This is a genomic window from Zhongshania guokunii, assembly GCF_040892635.1.
GTDB lineage: Bacteria > Pseudomonadota > Gammaproteobacteria > Pseudomonadales > Spongiibacteraceae > Spongiibacter > Spongiibacter guokunii.
On the sequence record NZ_JBFRYA010000004.1, the window covers coordinates 182,972 to 207,200 of the forward strand.

Annotated in this window: 24 protein-coding genes and 2 tRNA genes; 16 read left to right on the top strand and 10 right to left on the bottom strand. The window is 51.4% G+C overall.

What is annotated here, in order from left to right; all coding sequences use genetic code 11:
* Window positions 1–3: 3 nt before the first annotated feature.
* The 11 genes from AB4876_RS06295 to AB4876_RS06345 all read left to right on the top strand — a co-directional run bounded on the left by AB4876_RS06295 (window position 4) and on the right by AB4876_RS06345 (window position 10,711).
* Window positions 4–1,725: a tetratricopeptide repeat protein gene (locus AB4876_RS06295; protein ID WP_368380800.1), complete on the top strand. Its 1,722-nt coding sequence runs from the start codon at window positions 4–6 to the stop codon at window positions 1,723–1,725.
* A complete protein-coding gene (lolB, locus tag AB4876_RS06300) occupies window positions 1,718–2,305 on the top strand; it encodes a lipoprotein insertase outer membrane protein LolB (protein WP_368380801.1) in 588 nt (195 codons plus the stop codon). The genes AB4876_RS06295 and lolB overlap by 8 nt, the downstream gene beginning before the upstream one ends.
* On the top strand, window positions 2,302–3,147 hold the full coding sequence (gene ispE, locus AB4876_RS06305) for a 4-(cytidine 5'-diphospho)-2-C-methyl-D-erythritol kinase (protein WP_368380893.1): 846 nt from the start codon (window positions 2,302–2,304) through the stop codon (window positions 3,145–3,147). The genes lolB and ispE overlap by 4 nt, the downstream gene beginning before the upstream one ends.
* A 21-nt stretch (window positions 3,148–3,168) precedes the next feature.
* Window positions 3,169–3,243 (top strand) — tRNA-Gln (locus AB4876_RS06310).
* Window positions 3,244–3,409: 166 nt separating this feature from the next.
* Entirely contained in the window at window positions 3,410–4,342 is a 933-nt protein-coding gene (locus AB4876_RS06315) for a ribose-phosphate diphosphokinase (protein ID WP_438273403.1), read from the top strand.
* Window positions 4,343–4,428: 86 nt separating this feature from the next.
* A complete protein-coding gene (locus AB4876_RS06320; protein WP_368380803.1) occupies window positions 4,429–5,049 on the top strand; it encodes a 50S ribosomal protein L25/general stress protein Ctc in 621 nt (206 codons plus the stop codon).
* 46 nt (window positions 5,050–5,095) lie between these two features.
* Complete coding sequence (gene pth / locus AB4876_RS06325) at window positions 5,096–5,683, top strand: aminoacyl-tRNA hydrolase (protein WP_368380804.1); 588 nt, start codon at window positions 5,096–5,098, stop codon at window positions 5,681–5,683.
* Between the two features lie 6 nt (window positions 5,684–5,689).
* Window positions 5,690–6,781 carry a redox-regulated ATPase YchF gene (gene ychF, locus AB4876_RS06330; protein ID WP_368380805.1) on the top strand — a complete coding sequence of 364 codons (1,092 nt, stop codon included), beginning with the start codon at window positions 5,690–5,692 and terminating at the stop codon, window positions 6,779–6,781.
* A 75-nt stretch (window positions 6,782–6,856) separates the two neighbouring features.
* Window positions 6,857–6,933: transfer RNA gene (locus tag AB4876_RS06335), tRNA-Met, on the top strand.
* Window positions 6,934–7,159: 226 nt separating this feature from the next.
* On the top strand, window positions 7,160–8,971 hold the full coding sequence (locus tag AB4876_RS06340) for an ATP-dependent nuclease (RefSeq protein WP_368380806.1): 1,812 nt from the start codon (window positions 7,160–7,162) through the stop codon (window positions 8,969–8,971).
* Window positions 8,972–8,992: 21 nt separating this feature from the next.
* Entirely contained in the window at window positions 8,993–10,711 is a 1,719-nt protein-coding gene (locus tag AB4876_RS06345; protein WP_368380807.1) for a UvrD-helicase domain-containing protein, read from the top strand.
* 91 nt (window positions 10,712–10,802) lie between these two features.
* On the opposite strand, the gene AB4876_RS06350 is transcribed toward AB4876_RS06345, so the two are convergent.
* The 3 genes from AB4876_RS06350 to AB4876_RS06360 all read right to left on the bottom strand — a co-directional run bounded on the left by AB4876_RS06350 (window position 10,803) and on the right by AB4876_RS06360 (window position 13,630).
* Window positions 10,803–11,372: a recombinase family protein gene (locus tag AB4876_RS06350; protein ID WP_368380808.1), complete on the bottom strand. Its 570-nt coding sequence runs from the start codon at window positions 11,370–11,372 to the stop codon at window positions 10,803–10,805.
* A 138-nt stretch (window positions 11,373–11,510) separates the two neighbouring features.
* Window positions 11,511–12,743: an NADH:flavin oxidoreductase/NADH oxidase family protein gene (locus AB4876_RS06355; protein WP_368380809.1), complete on the bottom strand. Its 1,233-nt coding sequence runs from the start codon at window positions 12,741–12,743 to the stop codon at window positions 11,511–11,513.
* A gap of 89 nt (window positions 12,744–12,832) precedes the next feature.
* Complete coding sequence (locus AB4876_RS06360) at window positions 12,833–13,630, bottom strand: fatty acid desaturase family protein (protein ID WP_368380810.1); 798 nt, start codon at window positions 13,628–13,630, stop codon at window positions 12,833–12,835.
* Window positions 13,631–14,022: 392 nt separating this feature from the next.
* Here AB4876_RS06360 and AB4876_RS06365 point away from each other — a divergent pair, with 392 nt between their 5' ends.
* Window positions 14,023–14,304 carry a metal-sensitive transcriptional regulator gene (locus AB4876_RS06365; RefSeq protein ID WP_368380811.1) on the top strand — a complete coding sequence of 94 codons (282 nt, stop codon included), beginning with the start codon at window positions 14,023–14,025 and terminating at the stop codon, window positions 14,302–14,304.
* Window positions 14,305–14,323: 19 nt separating this feature from the next.
* Here the strand turns inward: AB4876_RS06365 and soxB are convergent, their stop codons facing one another.
* Genes soxB through soxC form a run of 7 tightly spaced genes read right to left on the bottom strand, consistent with a single transcriptional unit; the run spans window position 14,324 to window position 20,835 of the window.
* Window positions 14,324–16,054, bottom strand: a complete 1,731-nt coding sequence (gene soxB, locus AB4876_RS06370) for a thiosulfohydrolase SoxB (RefSeq protein WP_368380812.1) — start codon at window positions 16,052–16,054, stop codon at window positions 14,324–14,326.
* Window positions 16,047–16,655, bottom strand: coding sequence for a sulfur oxidation c-type cytochrome SoxX (soxX, locus tag AB4876_RS06375; RefSeq protein ID WP_368380813.1), 609 nt, complete (start codon window positions 16,653–16,655; stop codon window positions 16,047–16,049). The genes soxB and soxX overlap by 8 nt, the downstream gene beginning before the upstream one ends.
* A 12-nt stretch (window positions 16,656–16,667) precedes the next feature.
* On the bottom strand, window positions 16,668–17,492 hold the full coding sequence (gene soxA, locus AB4876_RS06380) for a sulfur oxidation c-type cytochrome SoxA (RefSeq protein WP_368380814.1): 825 nt from the start codon (window positions 17,490–17,492) through the stop codon (window positions 16,668–16,670).
* A gap of 34 nt (window positions 17,493–17,526) precedes the next feature.
* On the bottom strand, window positions 17,527–17,838 hold the full coding sequence (gene soxZ / locus AB4876_RS06385) for a thiosulfate oxidation carrier complex protein SoxZ (RefSeq protein ID WP_368380815.1): 312 nt from the start codon (window positions 17,836–17,838) through the stop codon (window positions 17,527–17,529).
* 19 nt (window positions 17,839–17,857) lie between these two features.
* A complete protein-coding gene (soxY, locus tag AB4876_RS06390) occupies window positions 17,858–18,304 on the bottom strand; it encodes a thiosulfate oxidation carrier protein SoxY (protein ID WP_368380816.1) in 447 nt (148 codons plus the stop codon).
* A 43-nt stretch (window positions 18,305–18,347) separates the two neighbouring features.
* Window positions 18,348–19,454, bottom strand: a complete 1,107-nt coding sequence (locus tag AB4876_RS06395; protein ID WP_368380817.1) for a c-type cytochrome — start codon at window positions 19,452–19,454, stop codon at window positions 18,348–18,350.
* Window positions 19,438–20,835 (bottom strand): sulfite dehydrogenase, encoded by a 1,398-nt coding sequence (gene soxC, locus AB4876_RS06400; RefSeq protein WP_368380818.1) that lies wholly within the window; start codon window positions 20,833–20,835, stop codon window positions 19,438–19,440. Before soxC ends, AB4876_RS06395 begins: the two co-directional genes overlap by 17 nt.
* Window positions 20,836–21,091: 256 nt before the next feature.
* Between soxC and AB4876_RS06405 the strand changes: the two genes are divergently transcribed.
* The 4 genes from AB4876_RS06405 (at window position 21,092) to pip (ending at window position 24,118) form a co-directional block, all read left to right on the top strand.
* A complete protein-coding gene (locus AB4876_RS06405) occupies window positions 21,092–21,568 on the top strand; it encodes a DsrE family protein (protein ID WP_368380819.1) in 477 nt (158 codons plus the stop codon).
* A complete protein-coding gene (locus AB4876_RS06410) occupies window positions 21,549–21,974 on the top strand; it encodes a thioredoxin fold domain-containing protein (RefSeq protein ID WP_368380820.1) in 426 nt (141 codons plus the stop codon). The genes AB4876_RS06405 and AB4876_RS06410 overlap by 20 nt, the downstream gene beginning before the upstream one ends.
* A 322-nt stretch (window positions 21,975–22,296) precedes the next feature.
* Entirely contained in the window at window positions 22,297–22,947 is a 651-nt protein-coding gene (locus tag AB4876_RS06415; RefSeq protein ID WP_368380821.1) for a TetR/AcrR family transcriptional regulator, read from the top strand.
* Window positions 22,948–23,134: 187 nt separating this feature from the next.
* Window positions 23,135–24,118 carry a prolyl aminopeptidase gene (pip, locus tag AB4876_RS06420; RefSeq protein ID WP_368380822.1) on the top strand — a complete coding sequence of 328 codons (984 nt, stop codon included), beginning with the start codon at window positions 23,135–23,137 and terminating at the stop codon, window positions 24,116–24,118.
* Window positions 24,119–24,229 lie beyond the last annotated feature (111 nt).

A 24,229-nucleotide genomic window follows, 5' to 3' on the forward strand; every position in this document is an offset into this window, starting at 1 on the left:
GCTATGCGTTCTGTCTTTCCCTACCTGCTGCTGACAATAGTGCTTCTTAGCGGCTGTGCGAGCCAAACACCAACCAGTGACGCAGAACTCGCAGCGAACTCAAGCCCCAGCCAGCAAACCAAACAAAAGACCATCCGGCCCTTCCCCGAAGACACTTTTTTCGATTTATTGGTTGCCGAGATGGCCCTGCGCTACCACGACCTCGACACCGCGCTGGACAACTACAGCTACCAAGCAGATACAACCGGCGACCCAGGTGTGATCACCACCGCCGCTAGACTCGCTCAGTACCTAAATCGCGACGATGTCGCCGAAAATTATGCGCGGCAGTGGTTGCAATTTGAACCCGAAAACGCAGAAGCCCACTATATAATGGCCTCAGCCCTATCTCACGGTCAGCGCCCATTAGACGCATTTCCCCACATGACCAAGGTTATGGAATTGGGCGGCGACAGTAATTTTGCCGCCTTGGCCGCCACCGTATTGTCTCGCGATGAGAAAGACCAGGGGGCTTTCCTCACCCTTTTAGATAATCAACTTGAGCGTCATCCCAATGAAAACAGCCTCAAAATTGCCAAAGCCCTAATCCTGCAATACCAACAGCAAGAAACCGCGGCACTAGCCCTAATTCAACAAGTGCTTAATGACGAGCCCGACAATCCTCACGCCCTGCTCATCGAAACCCGAACGCTTGCGCAACTGGGCCGCGACGACGAAGCCCTCGACCGCCTGCGCTACGCGGTCGACCAAAACCCCAACCACAAGCGCCTGCGTCACGACCTAGCGCGACGGCTGGTAAAGACCGACTTATTCCAAGCCAAAGCCCAATACGAACTTCTGGTTAGGCAGAATCCCGACGACAGCGACCTGTTGCTGGAGCTCATGCTGATCAATCGCGAACTCAGCAATACCGACGAGGCCGCCCAGCAACTCGAGTCTCTTAGCGATACCCCAGCCCACAGTAGCCGCGCCCACTATGTACTGGGCCGCCTTGCCGAGGAAGATCGCAACTGGCCCGAGGCGATTAACCACTACCAACAAGCCACCGCCAACCCCGAGTTCACTCCAGCCAGCCAGCGCCTAACCAGTATCTCGCTAAGCCTCGACGGCGCTGAAAAGACTCTGGAGCTATTACAAGTGCTGCGCCTGCGCCTACCGGAACACAGCAGTCGAATTTATCTACTTGAAGCGGAAATACTGCGCAAAGAAGCTCACTACCAGCGCGGTTACGACTTACTGAGCACCGCCCTAAGCAACAACCCAGACGAGGAGCAACTGCGTTACGCCCGCTCCTTATTCAGCGAAAAGCTCGGCAATCTCAAGGCCGTAGAAGCAGACCTCAGACACATTATTACCCGCGACCCAGAAAACGCCACCGCACTCAACGCCCTCGGCTACAGCTTGGCCAACCTCAGTTCACGACTAGACGAAGCCGAGGCCCTAGTGAAGCGCGCGCTTGTGCTTGAGCCAGAAGACCCCGCCATTATCGATAGTTACGGCTGGATACTGTTTTTAAAGGGCAATACCGGTGGCGCCATTAAGATGCTGGAAAAAGCCTATAACAAGAGCCAAGACCACGAAATAGCCGCTCACTTTGGTGAAGCCCTGTGGACTAGCGGCGACAAGCAGCGCGCCCAAAGTGTTTGGGAAACAGGCTTAAAGCACACGCCCGACAGCCCCATAATTTACGATACCCTGCGCCGCCTGGAGCTATTCAATGATTAAACCCACGCAGCGCCAACTTGCTAAATTTAGCGCCGCCCTATGCCTGCTATTACTTGCTGGCTGCGCAACAAGCCCCGAGCGCTATCCCAACAACAGCGCCGAGCAATGGCAATTAAAGGGCAAGATCGGGCTTTGGCATGACGACAAAAAAGAAAGTGCCACTATTGATTGGCAGCAATGCAGCGCCGAACAGCTACACATTCGTCTCAGCGGACCGCTGGGCAGCGGCGCTATTGAATTATTTTCCGACCAACAGGGCGCCAGCCTCAGCCAAAACGGCGAAACCCGTCGCGCCGAGAACATTGAAAGCCTCGCCGCCCAAGCTCAGTGGCCCCTACCCGTCAACGCCCTGCGCCGCTGGGTGCGAGGACGCGCTGCGCCGCAGCTAGAGCTGAGCACCCGCATCAATACCAGCGGCCAACTTGAGCAACTGGAACAAGCCGGCTGGACCATACTCTATCGCTACAGCCACCCCCAACAAACACTCCCCGAGCGAATCGAAGCCAGCTCCGCCGACACTCGGCTAGTACTTATGGTGCGCGACTGGAGCGAGCAAGTGAGCGCGTGCACCCCACAATGACCAGTCTTGAGCTGCCCTGCCCCGCAAAAATAAATTTATTTTTGAATATTACCGGCCGCCGCGCCGACGGTTACCACGAACTGCAAACCGTCTTTCAGTTGCTCGACTACGGCGATAGCTTGCGGCTCTCGCGCCGCGCCGACGACCAACTGCGCCTGCTTCCCGCGCTCGACGGCGTCGCCGACGACGATAATTTAATTATGCGCGCCGCGCGGCAATTACAGGCACTTCACCCCCTCAAGCGCCTTGGCGCCAACCTCTCGCTAATCAAGCGTCTCCCCATGGGCGGGGGTATTGGGGGCGGCAGCTCGGATGCCGCGAGCACTCTAATAGGCCTTAACGCGCTATGGGACCTACAGCTCGATTTGGCGCAACTCGCCGAAATCGGCTTAAAACTCGGTGCCGACGTACCCGTTTTCGTGCTCGGCAAGACCGCCTGGGCGGAGGGAATCGGCGAAAAACTGAGCCCCATACAGACCCCAGAAAGCTGGTTTGTGGTGCTAAAACCAGACTGCCATGTGTCGACAGTAGAAATTTTTTGTCATGAACAATTGACACGCCATAGCTCACCGATCAAAATAGCCGCCTTTCTTGAGGGAGGTAACGGAAATAGTTGCGAACCACTGGTTCGAAAACTGTATCCAGATGTTGATAAGGCTTTGATTTGGCTGAATCAATTCTCTCCCGCAAAGCTGACCGGAACAGGCGCATGCGTGTTTGCCAGCTTTCAAGATCAGGCAACTGCCGAGGCAGTTTGCGCGCAGCGACCGAATAATATTGACGGTTTTGTTGCCCGAGGTGTAAACACCTCGCCACTGCATAAAGCACTGGGCATTCTCTAACGCAGACCTGAAAAGTTTAATTGGGGTGTCGCCAAGTGGTAAGGCACTGGGTTTTGATCTCAGCATTCGTAGGTTCGAGTCCTACCACCCCAGCCATTTTAAAACTCGCCGCGTAAAGCGGCTTGTAGCTTCAAATCAGCGGCCTGAGCTAGATACGATAAGCACAGGCCCTGAGAGCCAGCCAATTGCGATAAATTGGCAACGCACACCACCCGAAATTCATTAACACCAGCCCTACAGGACGCCGACCGTGCCCAAGATGATGGTCTTCACCGGCAATGCCAACCCCGAACTTGCTCGTAAAGTCGTAGAACATCTGCACCTGCCACTAGGCGATGCGATCGTTGGCAAATTCAGTGACGGCGAAATTTTCGTCGAAGTGAACGAGAACGTACGCGGTGCCGATGTCTTTTTGCTGCAACCCACCTGCGCGCCAACAAACGACAACCTGATGGAACTCATCGTAATGGCCGACGCCATGCGCAGAGCCTCCGCCGGCCGTATCACCGCCGTTGTCCCCTACTTTGGTTACGCACGCCAAGATCGCCGAGTGCGCTCACAGCGCGTACCTATTTCGGCCAAAGTGGTTGCCGATATGATGAGCGGCGTTGGCATCAACCGAGTATTAACGGTTGACCTACACGCAGAACAAATTCAAGGCTTCTTTGATGTGCCCGTCGACAATGTCTACGGCTCGCCCATCTTGCTAGACGACATCAGCCGCCAGCAATATGAAAATCAAATGGTGGTTTCACCCGATATCGGCGGCGTTGTCCGCGCCCGCGCCGTTGCCAAGCAATTAGACGACGCCGACCTCGCCATTATCGACAAGCGCCGCCCCGCAGCAGGCATAGCGCAAGTTATGCACATTATCGGCGAAGTTGAAGGAAAAACCTGCATCTTAGTCGACGACATGGTCGATACCGCAGGTACGCTTTGCAAAGCTGCAGAAGCGCTCAAACAGCATGGCGCCGCAAAAGTTGTCGCTTACTGTACACATCCTGTATTATCCGGCTCCGCCATTGCCAATATCAATGGCTCACAGCTGGACGAATTGGTGGTAACCGACACCATACCGCTGTCGGAAGACGCAAGAAAATGCAGCAAAATTCGCCAGTTAACCCTGGCAAATCTATTGGCCGAGTCAATCCGACGGGTCAGTAATGAAGAGTCGATCAGCGCCCTGTTCCGCTAAGCACAACGTTTAGCACCTAGGTTTTTCGACATTTACCGCCGCACTGGTCGCAAGTCGGCGGTTTTCGCGTTATTAAGGAGACAAATATGTCTAGCGATTACACAGTTAGCGCAACAGCACGCGCAGATGTAGGGAAAGGTGCGAGCCGCCGCCTACGTCGTCTGCAAGGTGAAATTCCAGCTATCGTTTACGGTGGCGAAAAAGCACCACAAATGCTCAACCTGATCCACAAAGACTTGATCAGATTACTCACCGACGAAGCTTTCTTCACCTCCATCCTGACCTTGGATGTTGATGGCCAGAAAGAGTCTGTGATCCTGAAGGATCTGCAACGTCACCCTGCGAAGCTGCGCGTACTTCACGCCGACTTCCTGCGCGTTGATGCCGACACCCCAATCACACTTCACGTACCACTGCATTTCATTAATGAAGACAGCTGTGTTGGCGTTAAGCTTGCTGGCGGTAACATCACTCACGCAATGACCGACATTGAAGTTCAGTGCTTGCCGAAAGACTTGCCTGAGTTCATTGAAGTGGATATGGCTGCAGTAGAAGCCGGCACCATTCTTCACATTTCTGACATCGTATTGCCTGCTGGCGTAGAAAGCACAGCATTGGCTCTGGGCGAAGATCACGATCACCCAGTAGTTCACGTCCACGCTCCACACGGCGGCGCTGACGAAGAAGAAGCTAGCGACGAAGAGTAAGCAATAAACTAACGGCCCCTCGGGGCCAATAGTAACAGGCGCCCCATTGACTACGATAAAACTGATCGTTGGACTGGCTAATCCCGGCCCGCAATATCACGATACTCGTCACAATGCGGGCGCTTGGTTCGTTTCAGAACTAGCTCGCCAGCATCATTGCACCCTCAGCGGTGAATCTCGGTTTTTTGGCGACACCGCCAGAATCCAGTACCAAGGCGGCGATCTACGCCTATTAATACCTACCACATTTATGAATCGCAGCGGCCAAGCTATTGCTGCACTCGCTAATTTCTACCGAATTCCGCCAGAAGCCATTCTCGTCGCCCACGACGAACTGGATCTTGCTCCCGGCTCCGCCCGTTTTAAAACCGCTGGCGGTCACGGCGGCCACAACGGCCTGCGCGACACCATTGCCCAACTGGGCAATAACAACAACTTTCACCGCCTGCGGATTGGCATTGGCCACCCCGGCAGCGCAGCACAAGTTACCAATTATGTTCTTGGCAAGCCCCCCGCAGACGAACGCATCAGCATCGACCGCTGTATCGACGAAGCCCTGCGCAGCCTCCCCGACGCCGTCAACGGCGACTGGGCAAAAGCCATGAACCAACTACACAGCTACAAACAAGGGTAATATCACATGGGATTTAACTGCGGCATCGTCGGACTACCCAATGTCGGCAAGTCCACCCTCTTCAATGCATTGACCAACGCCGGCATTGACGCGGCCAATTTCCCGTTCTGCACCATAGAACCCAACTCGGGCATAGTGATGGTACCGGACCAGCGCCTACATGCCCTGGCGGCCATTGTTAAGCCCGAACGCGTACTGCCCGCCACCATGGAATTTGTCGACATTGCCGGCCTCGTAGCCGGCGCCTCCAAAGGTGAAGGCCTAGGCAACAAATTTTTGGCCAATATTCGCGAAACTGACGCAATCGCCCATGTGGTTCGCTGCTTTGACAACGACAATATTATTCACGTTGCCAATAAAATCGACCCCGCCGCCGACATCGACATTATCAACACCGAGCTCGCGCTGGCCGACATGGAAAGTATCGAAAAACAATTGCAAAAGGTAGTTCGCGTTGCCCGCAGCGGCGACAAAGAAGCCACCGTACTTAAAAACCTGTTTGAGAAGCTCCTCGCCCACCTCAACGAAGGCAAGCCCGTGCGCTCGCTAGCACTAGACAGCGATGAAATGGCCCGCACCCGCACCTTGCATCTGCTCACCATCAAGCCGACCATGTACATCGCCAACGTCAACGAAGACGGTTTTGAGAACAACCCCCACCTTGACGTAGTGCGCGCCATTGCCGCTGAAGACGGCGCCATTGTGGTGCCGATATGCAATAAACTTGAATCTGAAATCGCCGAACTCGACGACGAAGAAAAAACCGAGTTTCTCACCGACCTCGGCATGGAAGAGCCTGGACTAGACCGCGTTATCCGCGCCGGCTACCAACTGCTAGGCCTGCAAACCTATTTCACTGCCGGCGTGAAAGAAGTACGCGCCTGGACCATTCCTGTCGGCGCCACCGCCCCCCAATCGGCCGGTGTTATCCACACCGACTTTGAAAAAGGCTTCATCCGCGCAGAAGTGATCGCCTACGACGACTTCATCCAATACAGCGGCGAACAGGGCAGTAAAGACGCCGGCAAATGGCGATTGGAAGGCAAAGATTACGTTGTTAAAGACGGCGACGTCGTCCATTTCCGCTTCAATGTTTAAACTGCACTTATCCGCACTTGACATAAGAGCCGGAAGCTTGGAAAATGCGCGCCTTCTCTGAACACAGAGAACTGTGGCAAGGTAGCTCAGTTGGTTAGAGCACAACACTCATAATGTTGGGGTCGGCGGTTCGAATCCGCCCCTTGCTACCATTATTCTAAAGGCCTAGCCGGTTAGTAACCGCTAGGCCTTTTTTTATGGATCACATTTGGTTCACATTCCCCTAACAAAAAAAGACAATCCATCTAGACGCCAGCCCTCTTAATGACATTTAATTTCGTGTAATCTTCGCTCGTTAGTGAGATCGTCGGCCTAATGTCGCTACATTCACTATTAATTTCATAGTGGACGGGCACTTTTCAATACCAAGGAATAGGTATGCAAGTTAGCCAGTTAATAATCCAAAACTTCCGCGGCATTAAGAACGCCGATATCGCCTTTGATGGCCACTCTCTTCTTGTGGGCACAAATAATGTCGGGAAATCTACCATTTGCGAAGCCCTAGAGCTTGCCCTCGGACCAGATAGACATCGCCGATTCCCAGTAGTCGAAGAGTTTGATTTTTACAATGCCGAGTATTTATGTGAGAAAGAGCTCCCAATCGAGATACGCATCGAAGTTCTTTTAACCGACGTAACATCTACTGTTCAAAAACTATGTTTTAGCCATTTAGAACGCTGGGACCCGGTGAATAAGCGCCTGCTATCTCAAGGGGAACTCGATCAAGTAGACCGGGATGGCCTCCTGTGGGCACTTCGAGTGTTAACCGTCGCCAGATACAACAAAGAGGAAGACGAGTTCGAGGCTTCTAGCCATTACGCCAGCAGCTACGACCCAGCAAATGAAGACGATAGTCGTATACGCCAGTCTATAAGACGAAGCTTCGGATTCATCTATCTTCGGACCATTCGAACAGGGTCAAGGGCGCTTAGCCTAGAACGAGGCTCACTTCTCGACGTCATACTTCGCCTACAGGGTGTAAAAACTGGGATCTGGGAGCACTTACGAAGCCGACTAGAGCACCTAGACCCACCAATTGAAACCGGCGCCAAAGAGCTTACCCCAGTCCTGAACGCAATCGAAGCTAGACTGGCTGAATATATCCCAATTTCAAAGCCCGGCGAATCCACCAAGCTATTTGTCTCCCAGCTTACTAGGGAACACCTTCGTAAAACGTTAAGCTTTTTCATCTCAATAACCGCAGACCAAAAACCCGTCCCATTTCAACAGGTTGGAACCGGGACGCTAAACACACTCGTACTAGCACTTCTCAGCTTCATCGCCGACTTAAAAGAAGAAAACATTATCTTTGCTATGGAAGAGCCGGAGATCGCCCTATCACCCCACACCCAGCGCAGGATAGCGTCTTACTTAATCACCAAAACAAATCAGTGCTTTGTCACATCACACTCTCCATACATTATTGAAACTTTCGACCCTGATCGAATTGTAATATTAAAACGAGACGCCAAAGCCAATGTCACCGGAACTCGGATTAACATCGGAAGCGCCGTGAAATTAAAAACTTACAGGAGGTATGTCCGACGAGGCTTTGCCGAAGCAATGCTGGGTGTCGGTGTCATCGTCGCTGAAGGCCTTACAGAAAAGCTTGTGCTTCAAGCAGCGGCTGAAAAAATGGAAATCGCAGATCCTGACTTGTATCCACTTGACTTATCTGGCGTGACTATCATCACCACCGATGGAGACGGGGGCATCCCAGAGTTCGGTCGTTTTTTTGTATCTCTAGATATGCCAACGTTCGCTTTCTTCGACAAAAAGCAACGCACGCCAAAAGATGAACAATCACTTCAAGAAGCCGGTTTTACACTTATCAAAGAAATTGACTACCTAGGCATGGAGGCCCTGTTAGCGAAGGAAGTGCCAATCATGTGTCAGTGGGGCTACCTGACAAACCTGAGAATTTCAGGGGTCGCAACAGGTGTCGCAATCCCAGAAGCACAACCTACCGATGAAGCAATTCAAGAGATAACACAAAAAGTACTAAAAGATGGCAAAGGCCAAGGACGAGCCGCTGACCTAATAGACGCTTGTCCGACAGGCCAAATGCCCGACAGCATCGTCAGCTTTCTAAAAGCTATTTATGCACAATTCAGTCGCCCTAATAGCGCTTCAAGCTTTACTACCGAAGAGGTCGATTTACCGGCTGCCAGTCCAGTAAGCTTCATGTAAGACACTGAGCGAATAACTACAATGTTTATAACTTGCCCAAATCGTACCCGCATCCTCGAGGAAGAAGGTCACATCCTCGTAACAGGTGGGCCAGGCTGTGGGAAAACAACTATTGCCATTAAAAAAGCATTATTAAGAATTAATGCCGGACTCTTACCCGGACAAAAAGTACTATTTCTAAGCTTCTCTAGGGCGGCGGTAGCTCGAATCATTCAAGCTTCACGACAAGAACTAACAGGTGATACCAGAAGCCTCCTAGAAATCCAGACATTCCATTCATTATTTTGGCACTTTGTAAAAGGACACGGCTACCTACTAGGGGCAAAATCACCTATCAGGCTAATGGCACCGCACGACGAAAGAACCCACCGAAGCGGAAAAAAAGAAGACTCTCCAGATTGGAGCATCGAAAGAGAACGACTATTTATCGAGGAAGGCCAATTGACCTTTGAATTATTTGCGCCTATGGCACTCGCATTAATATCCAAAAGCCTAGAACTCAGAAACTTAATTGCCGCTCGATACCCGCTAATTATCATCGATGAAGCACAAGATACAGGTACTGATCAATGGGCATTTATTGAAGCTCTCGCCAATCAAACGCAAGTATTGTGCTTAGCAGATCTAGATCAACAAATTTATGACTTTAGAAACGATGTAAGCCCAGATCGAATCAATCAGATCATGCGCTCACTGATGCCATTAGAAATAGACCTTGGTAGCGAAAATAACCGCAGCCCAAGATCAGAGGTTGTACAATTCGGAAACGACATACTCACAGGCAAACCACGAGGGTCTCCCTACAAAGGAGTAAAGCACCTAAAGTTTCAGCCACGCACCCAACATCGCACCACGGCTATTCGTCGCGCAATTGGAATAATCAACTCAGAGGTCATAAAGTCAACTGGTAGCCCACCGCAAAACATCGGTTTTTTAACTAACTGGGGAAAAGGCGTAACTATCATTGCCCAAGCACTCCAAGGCGGCGACGGCATCCAAGAAATACCTCATAAGGTGATAATGGATGAAGCCGAAGTATTGCTTGCCACCAGAGTAGTTGCTCTTTGTATTGAACCGATAACAGACAAGTGGAATTCACTAGCCACCGGGCTAAACTTAATAGCAGACCTCTATCAAGCCAAGGGCAATACCGCCAAAGCATTAAAACTACGGCAATATTCCGAGGATGCGACGAGTAAAAAACTCAAAGGAAATGCCAAATGCCCCAAGGTCTTATCTTCATTACTTGAACATTTCAACGACAAATACTTTAGCGGAAACCCCAGTGAAGATTGGATGAAAGTCCGCAAAGCTTTTGAATCAAGCGCGGTAGTAGAGCTTCAATTAATTGCAAAACTAGTTATCTATCTAATGGGCTTTAATCGGGGTCGGAAAATAACCGACGCACTCTCTGAGCAGTGGCTCAAAAATGGGAGCTATACTGACGCACGCGCTTTAATTGAAGCCGCAATCGCAGAGGATCAAATTATTGGCAGCGATGGAGACCTAAAGGGTATCAGTGTTATGACCATTCATAAATCTAAAGGTAAAGAATTCGATGCCATAATACTCCTTCATATCGGAAACAATATTTCACCATTTTCTTCCGACTACGAACAAGCCCCGCACCAAAAAAGTCGCCGCTTACTTCGCGTAGGCATTACTCGAGCAAAAGAAAATGTATTACTTCTAACTGACGTATTCACACCACCGGTACTACTTCAAGGTCACAAATTTTAACCCCCCCAAACAAATTGATTTATCTTTCACAAGCTACCGCAACGGCGATCACCAACGCGCTGATAAGGCCCCTGACCAAGCAGGGCCACCGCTACAGATTCCAGTGCCGCTTAACAGTCGCTATACTAATACCCAACCGCCTAGCCGCTCCCGACTGGCTCAGACCATCTATTTTGGCCTCCTGAACGCGCCTCGTTGTTCCAGCCGCTACCGGCCTACCTAACTTAACACCGCCAGCCTTGGCGCGCTCTAGCCCCTCTAGCGTGCGCTCTCTGATACGGTTACGTTCAAATTCACTAAAAGCACTGAAAACCTGAAGCATCAGCTTACCTTCAGCGCTGGTAAGATTTACATTTGGCAAGTCTAGGCTACGAAGACTAACACCGCGATCCAACAGCATGTCGATAGTCTTCTGTACATCTATGGCATCACGACCAAGACGGTCAAGCTTCAAAACCACCAATGTATCGCCTTGCTCTAGGCTATGCTCAACCATTGCGCGGAAGGCAGGACGCTTCATTGCCTCAGTTGAACCAGAAACAGTCTCAGATACGCAACGCTCACGCGTAACTGCAAATCCAGCCTTCTTAATAGCAAACAGCTGGTTTTCCGTGGTCTGCTCTGTGGTACTAACTCGGCAGTAGGCAAATACTCGTGACATGGTGATTGCCCATCGATTCAAGGCGGTATCATCAAACGGTATCAACAAACAATTATATAATGCGACCAACACTTTAGCCGCCGATAGCTGCCAGCAGGGGGCAAAACGGGCCCCAGTCCGCTTCTAATCAACCCGCACCTAAGCGCGCCTTTTCTGAAAAGCCACTGTCCCCAACGAGCAAAAGGTTTTCAACACAGATATCCAGGTAGAAAGCTTAGGCTTGGGCTGTTTTCCTTTACCAATGCGCTCCAGCTGATGCTCGTACCACGTTATTTCTAGCATGGCTAAGGTATCTAGCGCTTTGATACCAGTACTAAGCTTCGGAAGCTGCATAGCGTGTGCATCGTCGGCTATGAGCTTGTTTGGAAGAGCCGGATCTAAGGCCAATGGCCGTGCTAGACCAATCATATCTGCCGCACCAGTTTGAATTGCACCGTTCATCGCCGCCGCAGAGCGAAAACCACCGGTGACAACTAGCGGTACACTCATTATCTTTTGCGCCTTCTCTGCATAATCTAAGAAATAAGCTTCGCGCTTAAGCGTGCTTTCGCTTACGCCGTCGCCGACCATACTCGGCGTTTCGTAGTTACCCCCAGAAATTTCAACGAGATCAATACCCTCTTCCTGCAAGACCTTAATCACCTCAATGGAGTCGGTTTCATCGAACCCACCTTTCTGAAAATCGGCAGAATTTAATTTCACGCCTACTGGGAAATCATTTCCCACCGCCGCTCGTATCGCGCGGTAAATCTCCAACAAAAATCGCATACGGTTCTCTAGATTACCGCCCCATTGATCGTCGCGACGATTCTGATGTGGAGACAAAAACTGATTCACTAAATAGCCATGGGCGCTGTGAATTTGAACGCCGGTAAAACCACACTCCTTGGCTCGCGCACTCACCCAAGCAAATCGCTTTATAATTTCCAGAATTTCGGTTTCAGTTAATGCCCGCGGACACGCAAAGGCACTCTCCATACCTCCGGCAAGTGGAACCGCAGACGGCGCTACCGGCGCTTTACTTAAAAAACTCGGCACTTGCTTGCCAGGATGATTCAATTGCATCCAGACTTGGGTGCCATTTTCTGAGCTAGCCTCTGCCCAGAGTTTAAACTTAGCAAGATCAGAGAGCTCATCTAGCACCACGTTACGCGGTTCACCTAGGGCATTGCGGTCAACCATTACGTTGCCAGTGACCAGCAAGCCTGCGCCGCCTTGGGCCCAGGCTCTATAGAGGCGAATAAGCTTCTCGGTCGGCGCGTTTTGGGCATCAGCTAACTGCTCACTCATTGCTGATTTAAACAGGCGATTTTTTACATCCACCTTGGTATTAATATCCAATGGACTGGCTATGGTAGTTATTGAAGTCAAAAAATTAGCCTCTTGCTCATAAATGTAAGGACCACAGGCTTTACTCTACAGCAACCCAGCTGAGTAGCTTGCCAGACGATACGTGTTTGTTAATTAACTGGTTTTCTCGTCCATATACCGACAATTGGTGTACCTTGGGCGCGAAGTATCGGCTCAATCTCTTTATGCAGCGCGTGATAACGATAAAAAGGCACCCGCGGAAATAAATGATGTATCGAATGCAGATTTTGCCCCAACCAAAGCCATTCAAAAGGGCGCATCCAAATCGGCATGATCAAGCTACTGGTGTTTTGGTAGCGCGCGGTGTTGTCGTAGGGAAAGTGCGGACGATAAGCAAACCAGTAAGCAGTGAAGAACCCGCCAAAAAAATAGCCCACAAGCAGCACCGCAGCAATGCCAGGCTGATCTACAAGCACAATAACCAATACCCGCCAGCCAAGTGAAAAGCTTAACTCTCCACAATAAATCAATCGCTCTTGCACGAATGCCCTTCCCCAATTATTTTTGGCAAAAAAGCTATTTTGGGTATAAAAGAACTTGAGCGTAGTGAGCAATGCACCAGCAAGCCCCTTGCTCATACCGCTGATCAGAAAGTCTGGGTCTTTACCATCAATATTCGTAAATCGATGGTGCGTGAAATGTTCGTGTTTGTGGGACGCGTAAGGCACTGCAATGATAGGGGCAACCAGGTAGCCGCAAAGGCTATTCAACCACCGAAAATTCGACTTATTGCCATGAATATTACCGTGCACAGCCTCATGCAAGGTCGTATAAGACATATACGTGAACACACTAAGCAGCGGCGTCGCCAGCCAGGCAGTAATTAACCCATTAGCAAAAAGCGCGATATTTAGAATAAAAAGGCTAATAGTGAGCAAGGTAAACACAATCGTCGGCCACGCTACCTTACCCATATGATTTATCGCCGCGCCAAGCGCGCGTTTGTTCAGAGCATTCAAGTCTTCTGGGATGAGCATTTCCAAGCCAAGGCCACTACAATTAATTTTTTACAATACATCGTAGAGCGCCTAACACGCTAGGCGCGAGCTGCCACTTATGTCCGATCATGCCTAACTGGCAGCCCGACATCATTTGTGTCGCTCATGACACCGCAGCGCCTGCGTTTCACTATTAGCTTCACAGCAGTTTTTCAACACTGAAGTATCAGCTAATTTTTATAGGCATAGCGCGAGGAGAAAGATTTTTTGTGCGCCACAACCAAACGATAACGACTCAGCAGTATATACTGAGCACAGTATAAGCGTCGAAGATTGAGATTATGGATCCAGAATGGGACAAAAAACGCAAAGCCCTGATTACTCGCTTAAAAAGAGTGGAAGGACAGCTGCGCGGTATTCAGAAAATGATGGAAGAAGAGCAGAGCTGCGAGCGGGTCGCTCAGCAACTTTCGGCGGCCCGCAAGGCCCTCGACAAAACCTTTTTTGAAACCATGGCTTGCGCGATGCAACAAGAGCTGTCTAAAAACGATGGTGCCGGCGACAAGGCGGTAACGAACGATCAAATCAGTCACATCACCGCGCTGTTAAGTAAATACAGCTAGCAGAAGCTTGCTTAGCGCCTCAAGCAGGCGCTAAGCCATCGTTGTTGGCCAGGCCGAGGATCTTAGGCTGCTTCGGCGATAACAGCGGTACGCTGCCTTTATTGCGCAGCCATTCACCCACCACATCCCAAATTGGCTCTCCCTCTACGCCCTCACCCACCGGCGCCCAGCCCGCCACTTTATAGGTTTTGCCGGCATCCAATAACTTGCCGTTAAGCCGCAAATCAGAAATTCGCTGACCGCTGTCGGCGAGGGGATTAATACTGTAATCCAGACCGCCAACCCTAACCATATCGCCACCTTGCTGGTAGTAAGGGTCGGGGTTGAATAGATTATCGGCGACGTCTTCGAGTATGTATTTAATCCGCTCACCAGTTAGTTCGTTCAAGGTGGTCTGGGGATAGGTGATGGCGACTTGGCTCATCAAGTCTTCCATGGTGATGTCTTCACCTGGCAATAGTGAGGTTCCCCAGCGGAAGCCTGGCGAAAAGGCTATTTCTGCATCTTTTACGTCCATTAGGGCATCGACAATAAGTTGGTCGAAACTGCCATTGAAATTGCCACGGCGATACAGCAAGCCTTGGGTACTGGCCAACTTTTCTTCTAGCTTGGGCAGCCAGGGTTTGCGCACCGAGTCGATTAAGGCGCTCATCTGCGGGTCGGCGGGAAGTAAGTCGGCAAAAACAGGCAGCAAGTTGTACTGCCAGTTTTTTATGCGCCCGCCTTGTACGTCAAAATCTAAAACGCCAAGAAATTTGCCGTTGCTGCCGGCATTGGTCACCAAGGTCATTCCATTGGGGCTTTTCACCTCGATGGCTTGGGGAATCGCATCGTGAGTATGCCCCCCCAAAATGGCATCAAGCCCCCGCACCCGTGAGGCCAGCTTAATGTCGACGTCGGCACCGTTGTGCGACAGCAACACCACAACTTGCGCGCCTGCGGCTCGCACCGCATCAATCTCTTGCTGCAGCTCGCTCTCGCGAATACCGAATGTCCAATCGGGCGTGAAGTGGCCCGGATTGGCGATAGGCGTGTAAGGAAATGCTTGGCCAATGACGGCCACTGGCACACCATTCATTTCGCGCATACTGTGACCAGCAAAAACGGGGTCGCCAAAATCATTGTCACGTACATTCTGCGCGACAAAGTCGATATGGCCTTTAAGGTCTTTATCAAGAATCTGCTGCAGGCGCTCTGCACCCAAAGTGAATTCCCAGTGCCCCGTCATTATGTCGATGCCAAGCGCTTTACTGGCATCGACCATGTCTTGCCCACGGGTCCACAGCGCGGTCGCCGAACCCTGCCACAGATCACCACCATCCAGTAGCAGTGCGCCCGGCCGACCCGCGCGCAGCTGTTTAACCAAGGTCGCCAAGTGGGCAAAACCGCCAACCTTGCCATAACGCTGAGCCGCTTCGGTAAAGTCTAGGTAGCTCAACGCGTGCGCCATACGCGAATCTTGGGGCAGGCCATACTCCTTTAATAAAGCCTTGCCCACTAAATGTGGCGGCCGGTTGCGCGCATCGTGCACACCAATATTAACGGCTGGCTCACGGTAATAAATTGGCATTAGCTGAGCGTGAACATCCGTCATATGCATCAAATGCACATTACCGAAACGAGGCAGTTCGTATATCCCTGCGGGGCCGCGCTGGGTGCCAGTAAAGCTGGCGCAACCATTAAGCATGGGTAGGGTCATACCGGCCGTCAAACCCATGCCTAGTATTTGTGCAAATTCGCGCCTATTCATGGACTAGCTCCGCATTAACTGGTGACGTGGGATCCATCAATAAGGCCATTACATCTTTGAGCTGCTGCTCGGTGAGAATACCGGCATCGCCAAAACGCGGCATATGAGAGCACAACACATAGGCGTTGGGATTCCATATTTTTGCCCAGGTGTATTTGAGCATGGCCTCTGACTGGCCGCGCTGCCCATAATTTAATAGCGAGGGGCCTACGGTGCCGTAAGCCATTTCCTGTTTGTCGAGCTGATGACAGGCATAGCAATTACCACCATTGGCCGCCTTGGGGTCGTCTGACCACTGCAGGCCAGTGCCATCGGCAGCAATCATCTGGCCACGGCGCCAGTCGCCAAGGTACTTACCGTTAGCTGGGTAGCGCACCGATGCCTGCGCCGCCTCGCGCAGTTGGCGAGCCTGCTTGTCATTGGCGACGGTATCGGCGGCGTTAGAGCAGGCGGTTTGCAAGGCATTCTGCTCGATGCGGTCCATCCTAGCCTGATTTTTGGGTTTCATCGACTCACGCAATACCGCTTCGGTATTGTCGGCATGCGCAGCCAGAGCGAGGCCCGCGGCAATGCCAAGAGAAAGCACTTTAAGTATATTCATGGTCATCTTCCCCTATCGCTTAAGACCAGGCGCCTGCATTTCTGCGCCTTGCGCGTTAACGCCCATAAACACCAGTAATGCGGTAATCGCGTCTGAACCAGCCTGCAGTTCTGGCAGGCGCTGCTGGCGAGCGCAATTTTGCATGCGCCACCCCATGGTGCGCACTAGCCCCTGAGAAACTCGGTAGGCGGGCCAACTACTGTATGCGGCGGCAGCACCCTCAGCTTCGGTAAGGTTCGGTAAATCTTGCAAGCGAATGCGTTTGCCGGTCTGGCGATGACAACTGGCACAGGAAAAATCATGGGGACCAGCGCGATAGTAAAAAATATTTTCGCCCAAGGCGTAGGCCGTTTTTTCTTGGGGATGACTCTGGGGCAGCGCAATGGCTTGGCCATTAGATTGGTCGGCAATATAAGTAACCAATGCCTCTAACTCAGTGCCCGTATCGCCTTTGCCCGAATAAGGTTTACGGCGCGCCTCAGCCGGTGTTAAGCCCTGCAGTGTTTCCATGCAATGAAATAGTCGCGCTTCTAAATCCATCACCTGAGCAGTGTCGGCAAAGTAACGCGGCAGCTGGGCGTAAGCGCCCTTTACCACGCCAGCGCCCAAGCCAAGATCGCAAGCTTCCAAAGACGCTTTTTTCGGCCCCCTTGGCTCGCGCCACAAGTCTGCGCCCTCCTCGATGACGAAAATGGCCGGATTATCATCACCCATCATTTCTCGATATTGGCTAAACACATCATCTTGAGCCAACGCAGCTCCGCTATAAATTACAAGTGCTGTCACGCCAAAGTTTTTAGGGTTTAGCCATTTAAGGGACTTGAGTAGACCGCGCATAACGTCACCTTTTTATTTTGAAATTTATCGGATGTTAAGCAATTTTTGCAGTGCCACTACCCGACTCACCTTTGTTGTCCAGCCATTTAACCTCTACCGCATCGCCTGCTTTTGCGCCGCTAAAACGAAAACCAAGAAATGGATTTTGCGACACCGCCGCGCCCCAGAAACTGCGCATAACCACGCGCTCCCCCACCGTGGCGCTTACCTCAGTAATATAGTGGGCAGGGATTGTTTGACCGCTGCTATCTTTGCGCTGCCCAGTCTCCATCGGGTGACGCATGAGCGCTTTAACCTCAGTAATACCATCGCTAAGTTTTGCGCGAATTCGAATTGAAGCTGCCATAACATATTCTCCTTATTTATTAGCCGCCGCAGCCGCCAAGGGTAACTTTGGTTTCTCGGCCTGCGCGATAAAGCTTGCCACCCGCTTCGACAACCGCATAAATAGTGCTGGTCTGGGCGACCTTCACTCGGGTTTGCACAAAGGCCTCGGTGCCCTCGGGAATGGCAAACGCCGCCGCTAGCGGATTAGGGTTTTTCTCAATAACAAAGTACATCCTGGTGGTGCCCGGAATGTTACTGGTGGCTGCCACGGGAACTACCGCACCGTTTTCGGCGATGTCTGGGGTTTCTAAAATAATGTCGGCGCTGTCCTGCATCGGTCCGAGTGCAGCGAATGCGCCCTCGGCCGCGGTTGCGCCAAAGGCTTTCTCCGAGCGCACAAAATCTGCCAGTAGGCGCAGGGGCAAAATCGCTAAGCCCAGCCCCGCCACGGCCATTTTGAGAAATCCACGTCGTTTACTATTCATATCACTCTCCACTACTTGTTGAATCTGCGCCTCCCAGCGGGAGTCACCAGGGGTTTTCTATTATCCAGCGCGCAATTTGCTCGGCCTGTGGCGCACTCAGCTGTGGCATCGGCGGCATCGCGCCACCCCAAACACCGCTGCCGCCACTGCGAATCTTGGTGCTGAGATAGCTCACTGCGTCGCTCCGGTCGCGGTATTTACGGCCAATTTCAGCGAATGCTGGGCCAACCAGCTTGCTGGTCATTTGATGACAGCCAGTACAAGTATTTGCTGCCAACAATTGTTTAATTTCTGGAGATGGGCCGCTGCTCACCAGCGCTGCGGACAGCGGCTTATTCGAGGCCGTTGGGTCGCTTTCAGCCACGGTATTAATGCCTTGATGGGGCCCAAAGATACGCATCTGATCGCGTAGATTCCCGTGGGCATTGCGCGCAAAAGGCGGTATAGAAGAGCTGACCTTATCGCCTAGCTCACAGTCGCGCAGACAGCGCTCGGCGACCACATCGGGGCGGCCATCGACCTTCCACAAACCGTGGTCATCACTCATGCCGTTGCGGTTGGGCATCCGCGCCTGAACCTCGGCGATATTGTCCTTGGACAAAACATAATCACCATCGACGATGTAGGCTAAATTCAATAGGTAGGCCAATACCGCATACACGTCGTCATCGCTGAGGGATTTAGGATCATTCCAGGGCATGGCGCGGCGAATATAGTCCCAGAGAGTCGACACCGTAGCCACTTTCATCAAGGTCGTCCGCACGCGGGTGGGATCCTTGAGCGCGGCAACATGACCACTGGCAATATCGGCTTCTGTGATATTGCCCAGCACCAGCGGCGAGAAGAATTTATTCGAGTCGCCAAAATCGCCGTGACAGCTCGCGCAGCGATTTATCCACACTTCTTCACCGTCGCTCACCGAACCTTGGCCCGGTGGAAGTCCGGCAAAATCTGGCCGCACATCAATATCCCAAGCTGTCACTTCGGCTGGCGTGGCTGGGCGCCCCAGCGCGTCCATCGTTAGTACATAAGGGCTCTCCCGCCGCGCTAACTCCGCCGCGGGGGTTTTGTTGTTGTCGGCGCCGCAGGCGCTCAGCCCCAAGATGAGGAGCAGGCCGGCTAGGGTTTTGCGATCAGCTAAGTTGGACATTTTCCACCTCACCCGATGCATTGACCCGCCAAGACTGGATGGCATTGTTGTGGTAGACCGAGCGCCTGCCCCGCACCTCTCTAAGCTGGCGCATAGCAGGCTGAACATAGCCGCTGCTATCGGTGACTCGGCTCTGAAGAATGGCAGACTGACCATCCCACTCCCAGCCAATATTGAACCGGGTTAAGGCCTTGGGCAGTACCGGCCCTTCTAACTTCGCCGAGTACCAGTTGCGGCCAGCATCGAAAGAAACATCAACTGCCTTCACCGTACCGCGGCCACTCCAAGCCAACCCCGTTACATTGTAAAACCCTTTGCTAAGCAGCTTTTGGCCGCCCGACGGACTGGTAATAACCGATTTTGCTTCTTGAATCGAGGTGTACTGACGGTGCTGGCCGTCGGGCATTAAATCCACATAGTGAATAGATTCATCCTTAGTTGCATACGGCTTGTCACCCACCTCAATCCGCCGCAACCACTTCACCCACGACACCCCCTGGGCGCCGGGTACCACCAAGCGCAAGGGGTAGCCATTTTCAGGGCGCAGCATTTCGCCGTTCATGCCGTAGGCCACTATTGCGTCGTCAAGGGCGCGGTCAATATCAATGGTGCGGGTCATTCCCGAGCCGTCAGCGCCCTCGGCCAAAATGTATTTAGCGCGACTTTTATCAATGCCCGCCTGCTCTAACAACAGCGACAGCGGCACACCTGTAAATTCGCTGCACGACAGCATGCCGTGGGTATACTGCACCGTTGGCACCGCCGAGTTGCCCCACTCCATGCCAGTGTTGGCGCCGCACTCTATAAAGTGAATACGCGACACCGACGGCATGCGCATTAGGTCTTCAAGGCTGAATACCTTTGCAGTTTTTACCAAACCATTAATCATCAAACGATGGCGACGGGGATCAACATCGACCCAGCCCTGATGATGACGCTCAAAGTGCAGGCCGCTGGCGGTAATCATGCCGAACATACCTTGGAGCGGACTAAAAGAAACACTAGACTGCGCCGTTTGGGTCAAGCCAGGACTTTGGCGACGCTGCAGATTACTTTCATATTTTGACGGCATACCATACGGACGGCTGGCGACAGGATTACCCAAGCTGCGGGACCAGCTAGGCAGCTCTAGAATAGCGGGGTCGCCCGCATTATTAGCCAACGCTCGCGGCGCAATTACACTCGCCAAGGCCATCGCAAAACTACTGCGAATTAGCGACCGTCGACTAGCATCAACACCTTGCTGTTGAATGGCGCTAACCGTTTCCGAATCAAGGAAAAACTCTGGCGCCGGTCGCAAAGCACCAAGCCCCACAGGCTCACCGCTGCGGGCAGTCACTAAAGGGGAATCCTGACCTAGCTTGCTATTATTATTCGACATCCGAGCTCCTGAAAGTCGTATTTCGCAGCACTAATTCATCGATTGGTTTTAGATAGCGACTTGTATACTATACCCCCCATGGTATATTGCAAGCCTAATATTGCGCCCCACCAAACGCAGCCTTAGCACTAAGCTTAGCCCAACGCAGCATTTTTGCGCGGCAATGACCACGATTAAATAAAAGCGGATACACTGGGAGAATATGGCGTAATATTTAGAAAAAACGGAACGTTCGTGTATTTCAGAGAGGCGATTAATGACCACAACAACAAACTTCTCTCACCGCAGGCAGCAGCGAATTTTTTACTGCTCACTAATACTCGGCGTGTTGCTCAGCGTTTGCCAAATTATGCCCGCGCGGGCTATAGAAACAGATATTAGAGCACCCCATGTGGTGTTCCACATAGACCAACCGGAACAAGCAATTATTGCCATTCGCGAGATTAATAATCAGCGCAAAGTCATGCCTAATGCGCAGATAACGGTTATTGCCCTTGGTGCTGGCATCGCCTTTTTACTCGACGACGCTAAAGACCCTAACGGCAACGCCTATGCCGCGCTTTTCGACACCCTGTTACTTGAGGGCGTCAAATTTAGCGCCTGCCTCAACACCCTAGATGCCAAAGGCATACCGCCCAGCGAATTATCCCCAGGAGTTGGCACGGTGCGCTCCGGCATCGCCGAGATTACCCGCCTTCAATGGGAGGAAGGCTATGCCTACATCAAACCCTAACACCTTGAATATGCCGCTTAAAATACTGGTACTGGTTATTGCCACAAGCCTGCCATTCAAAAATGCTTGGGCAGCAGAATTACTGTTTTTTCATGACGCCCACTGCGGCGCCTGCCTAAGCTTTGAGAAAGACGTAGGTGGCATTTACCACAAAACCCAAGAAGCGATACTTGCTCCACTGCAACGTGTTGAATTTTATAGCGAAGACGGAAAAATTTCAGACACCACCAACATGCCAGGCCTCACCACCCCCGTGGCATGGATACCCAGTTTTGTCGTAATGGATAACGGCCGCGAAATTGGCCGAATAGCAGGCTATCAGTCAGCAGAATTATTCTGGATGGCCCTAAATCAGATACTGGGGCAACTCCCCAAAAAACCAGAAACACCCGACCCAGCGCAATGACAAGACTCAGGGCAAGCCAACCACCAAAAAAATCGAAGCCATAACGCAGACGGCGTATTTAAAAATACTTAATCGCAAGTTACGCGGCACGCCTAATAACGGGCTAACATCTGAGCCCACACCTAATGCCCCAAGCCATTAGCGACAAACAAGTGCTTGCCAAAGGGTTAAGTCCAACTCGATCAACATGACAATAGCTGGTTGCTAGTTTAGAATCCCTACTCATTAAAGAAAAATATTTAAAATTAATGACCAGTAGCAAACGATTAGCGACAACTTACAGATCAGCTACGTCAAAGGCTAAGCAGGAAAAAACATCTCAATGAGTAAACTAAAGACACGAAGAGAATCTCGCGCCAAATCTGGTAAAACGCTTTACAACGACCGCAAAGATATTATTCGCCGCGCAGCTGGGAACATATTTTTAAAGAAAGGGTTTCTAGCCACAAAACTCAGCGATATTGCTGAAGAGGCCGAAATGGATCGAGCCAGCCTTTATTACTACGTCGGTTCCAAACAAGACCTTTACGAGGATATCTATTCTAGGATAGTAGGCGATGATATTCAGCAGGCGAAAGTAATTTCTGAAGAAAACATCCCTGCACCAGAAAAACTTGCCAAGTTAATGACCGCACTCATGTCGTCATTTGAAGAGAATTATCCGTACTACTATATTTTTGTGCAAGAAGACCTACGAAAAATTAAATCTATGGACGACCCTAAAAATGAAAAATGGCTAGCGACAAGTAATAAGCTGTCAAAAGAATACTTTAGTCTTGTCAATATCGTCATTACCAATGGCATGACAAATGGCGAGATTCGGTCGACATTACCACCCAGACTAGTCACGCACGCCCTAATTGGCATGTTAACATCGTCGTCGCAATGGTTTCGCCCCAACGGTATCATGAAATCTAAGGAAATCGGCGTCGCTCTAGCAAAAATGATTTTAGAAGGAATCGATAATAGTTGAGCGGCACATACATTAGTAACGCCCTTTAAGCATTTTACACCACCACTCACATGCATTCTTTAATGCTTATTTATTCTAAACGCGATACGGCGCAATTAAGCGATTTAAGGCATATTCCGCAATCAAACCTTGTATTCCGTCGCGCTAGCCGTCAGTGTGGTGACATCATTAGCAATTTCTCCCCTCCATGCAAAAGACCCTATATCCGGCCTCGGCCAGCACTTCGTTCACCCTCAATACCGAGTCAGTTCATCAACTCTATATTGAAACCAGTGGCAACCCACTGGGGATTCCCGTGGTGTTTTTGCATGGCGGGCCGGGATCGAGCTGCAATAATAATCACCGCCGCTACTTTAACCCCGAGCATTACTACATTATCTGCTTCGATCAGCGCGGCTGTGGCCTCTCTACGCCCCACGGCGAATTGACTGACAACACCAGCCAGCACCTTGTCGCCGATATAGAACGCATTCGGGAGCATCTTAATATTCCGCGCTGGTTAGTATTTGGTGGTTCGTGGGGCGCGAGTTTGGGGCTACTATATGCCCAAGCCCACCCCCAGCGGGTGAGCGGTATGATTCTGCGCGGCAGTTTTTTGGCCAGAGAGCAGGACTTATTTTGGTTTGCCCAACACGGCGCGAGCGAGGAATTCCCAGAAGCCTGGCAGGCATTTATACAAGACATCCCGCAAGGCGAAAGACACGATCTGGTTGCCGCTTATTACCAGCGCCTGCATCACGGCGACAACGATACCCAGTTAAAATACGCCGCTATTTGGTCGGTCTGGTCTGGCAAAGTCGCTACCTATAATTTAGGCCAGCGTACTGACAAACATTCAGCTAACAACGCCATTACAAACGACGCCCAGCGGCAGACCGATCCCGCCCTCGTTCGCAAAGTTAAAATAGAAACCCACTACGCCCAGCACCGCTATTTTATTGCCGAAAACCAAATACTCGACAATCTTCACCAGCTGCCCAAGGTGCCGGTAACGATTATTCATGGTGAATTAGACAAAACCTGCCTGCACACCGCCTCCCGCGCGCTTGCCGCCGGCATTGCCAACAGCGAATTTATTCAGCTTGCCGACACTGGCCACCTCATAGAAGAGGCCAATATGATTGCCGCCTTGGTGGATGCCACAGATCGCTTCGTCAGACAATATCAGTGAGCGCGGCATATTAAGTTGCACGTTTATCCGCCACCCCTACTAAGTAAGGTCACTTCCGCTACTTTTGACGAATACCCCCTTCCAAGCCTCGCTGCTAAGCTTCGCGCAAAA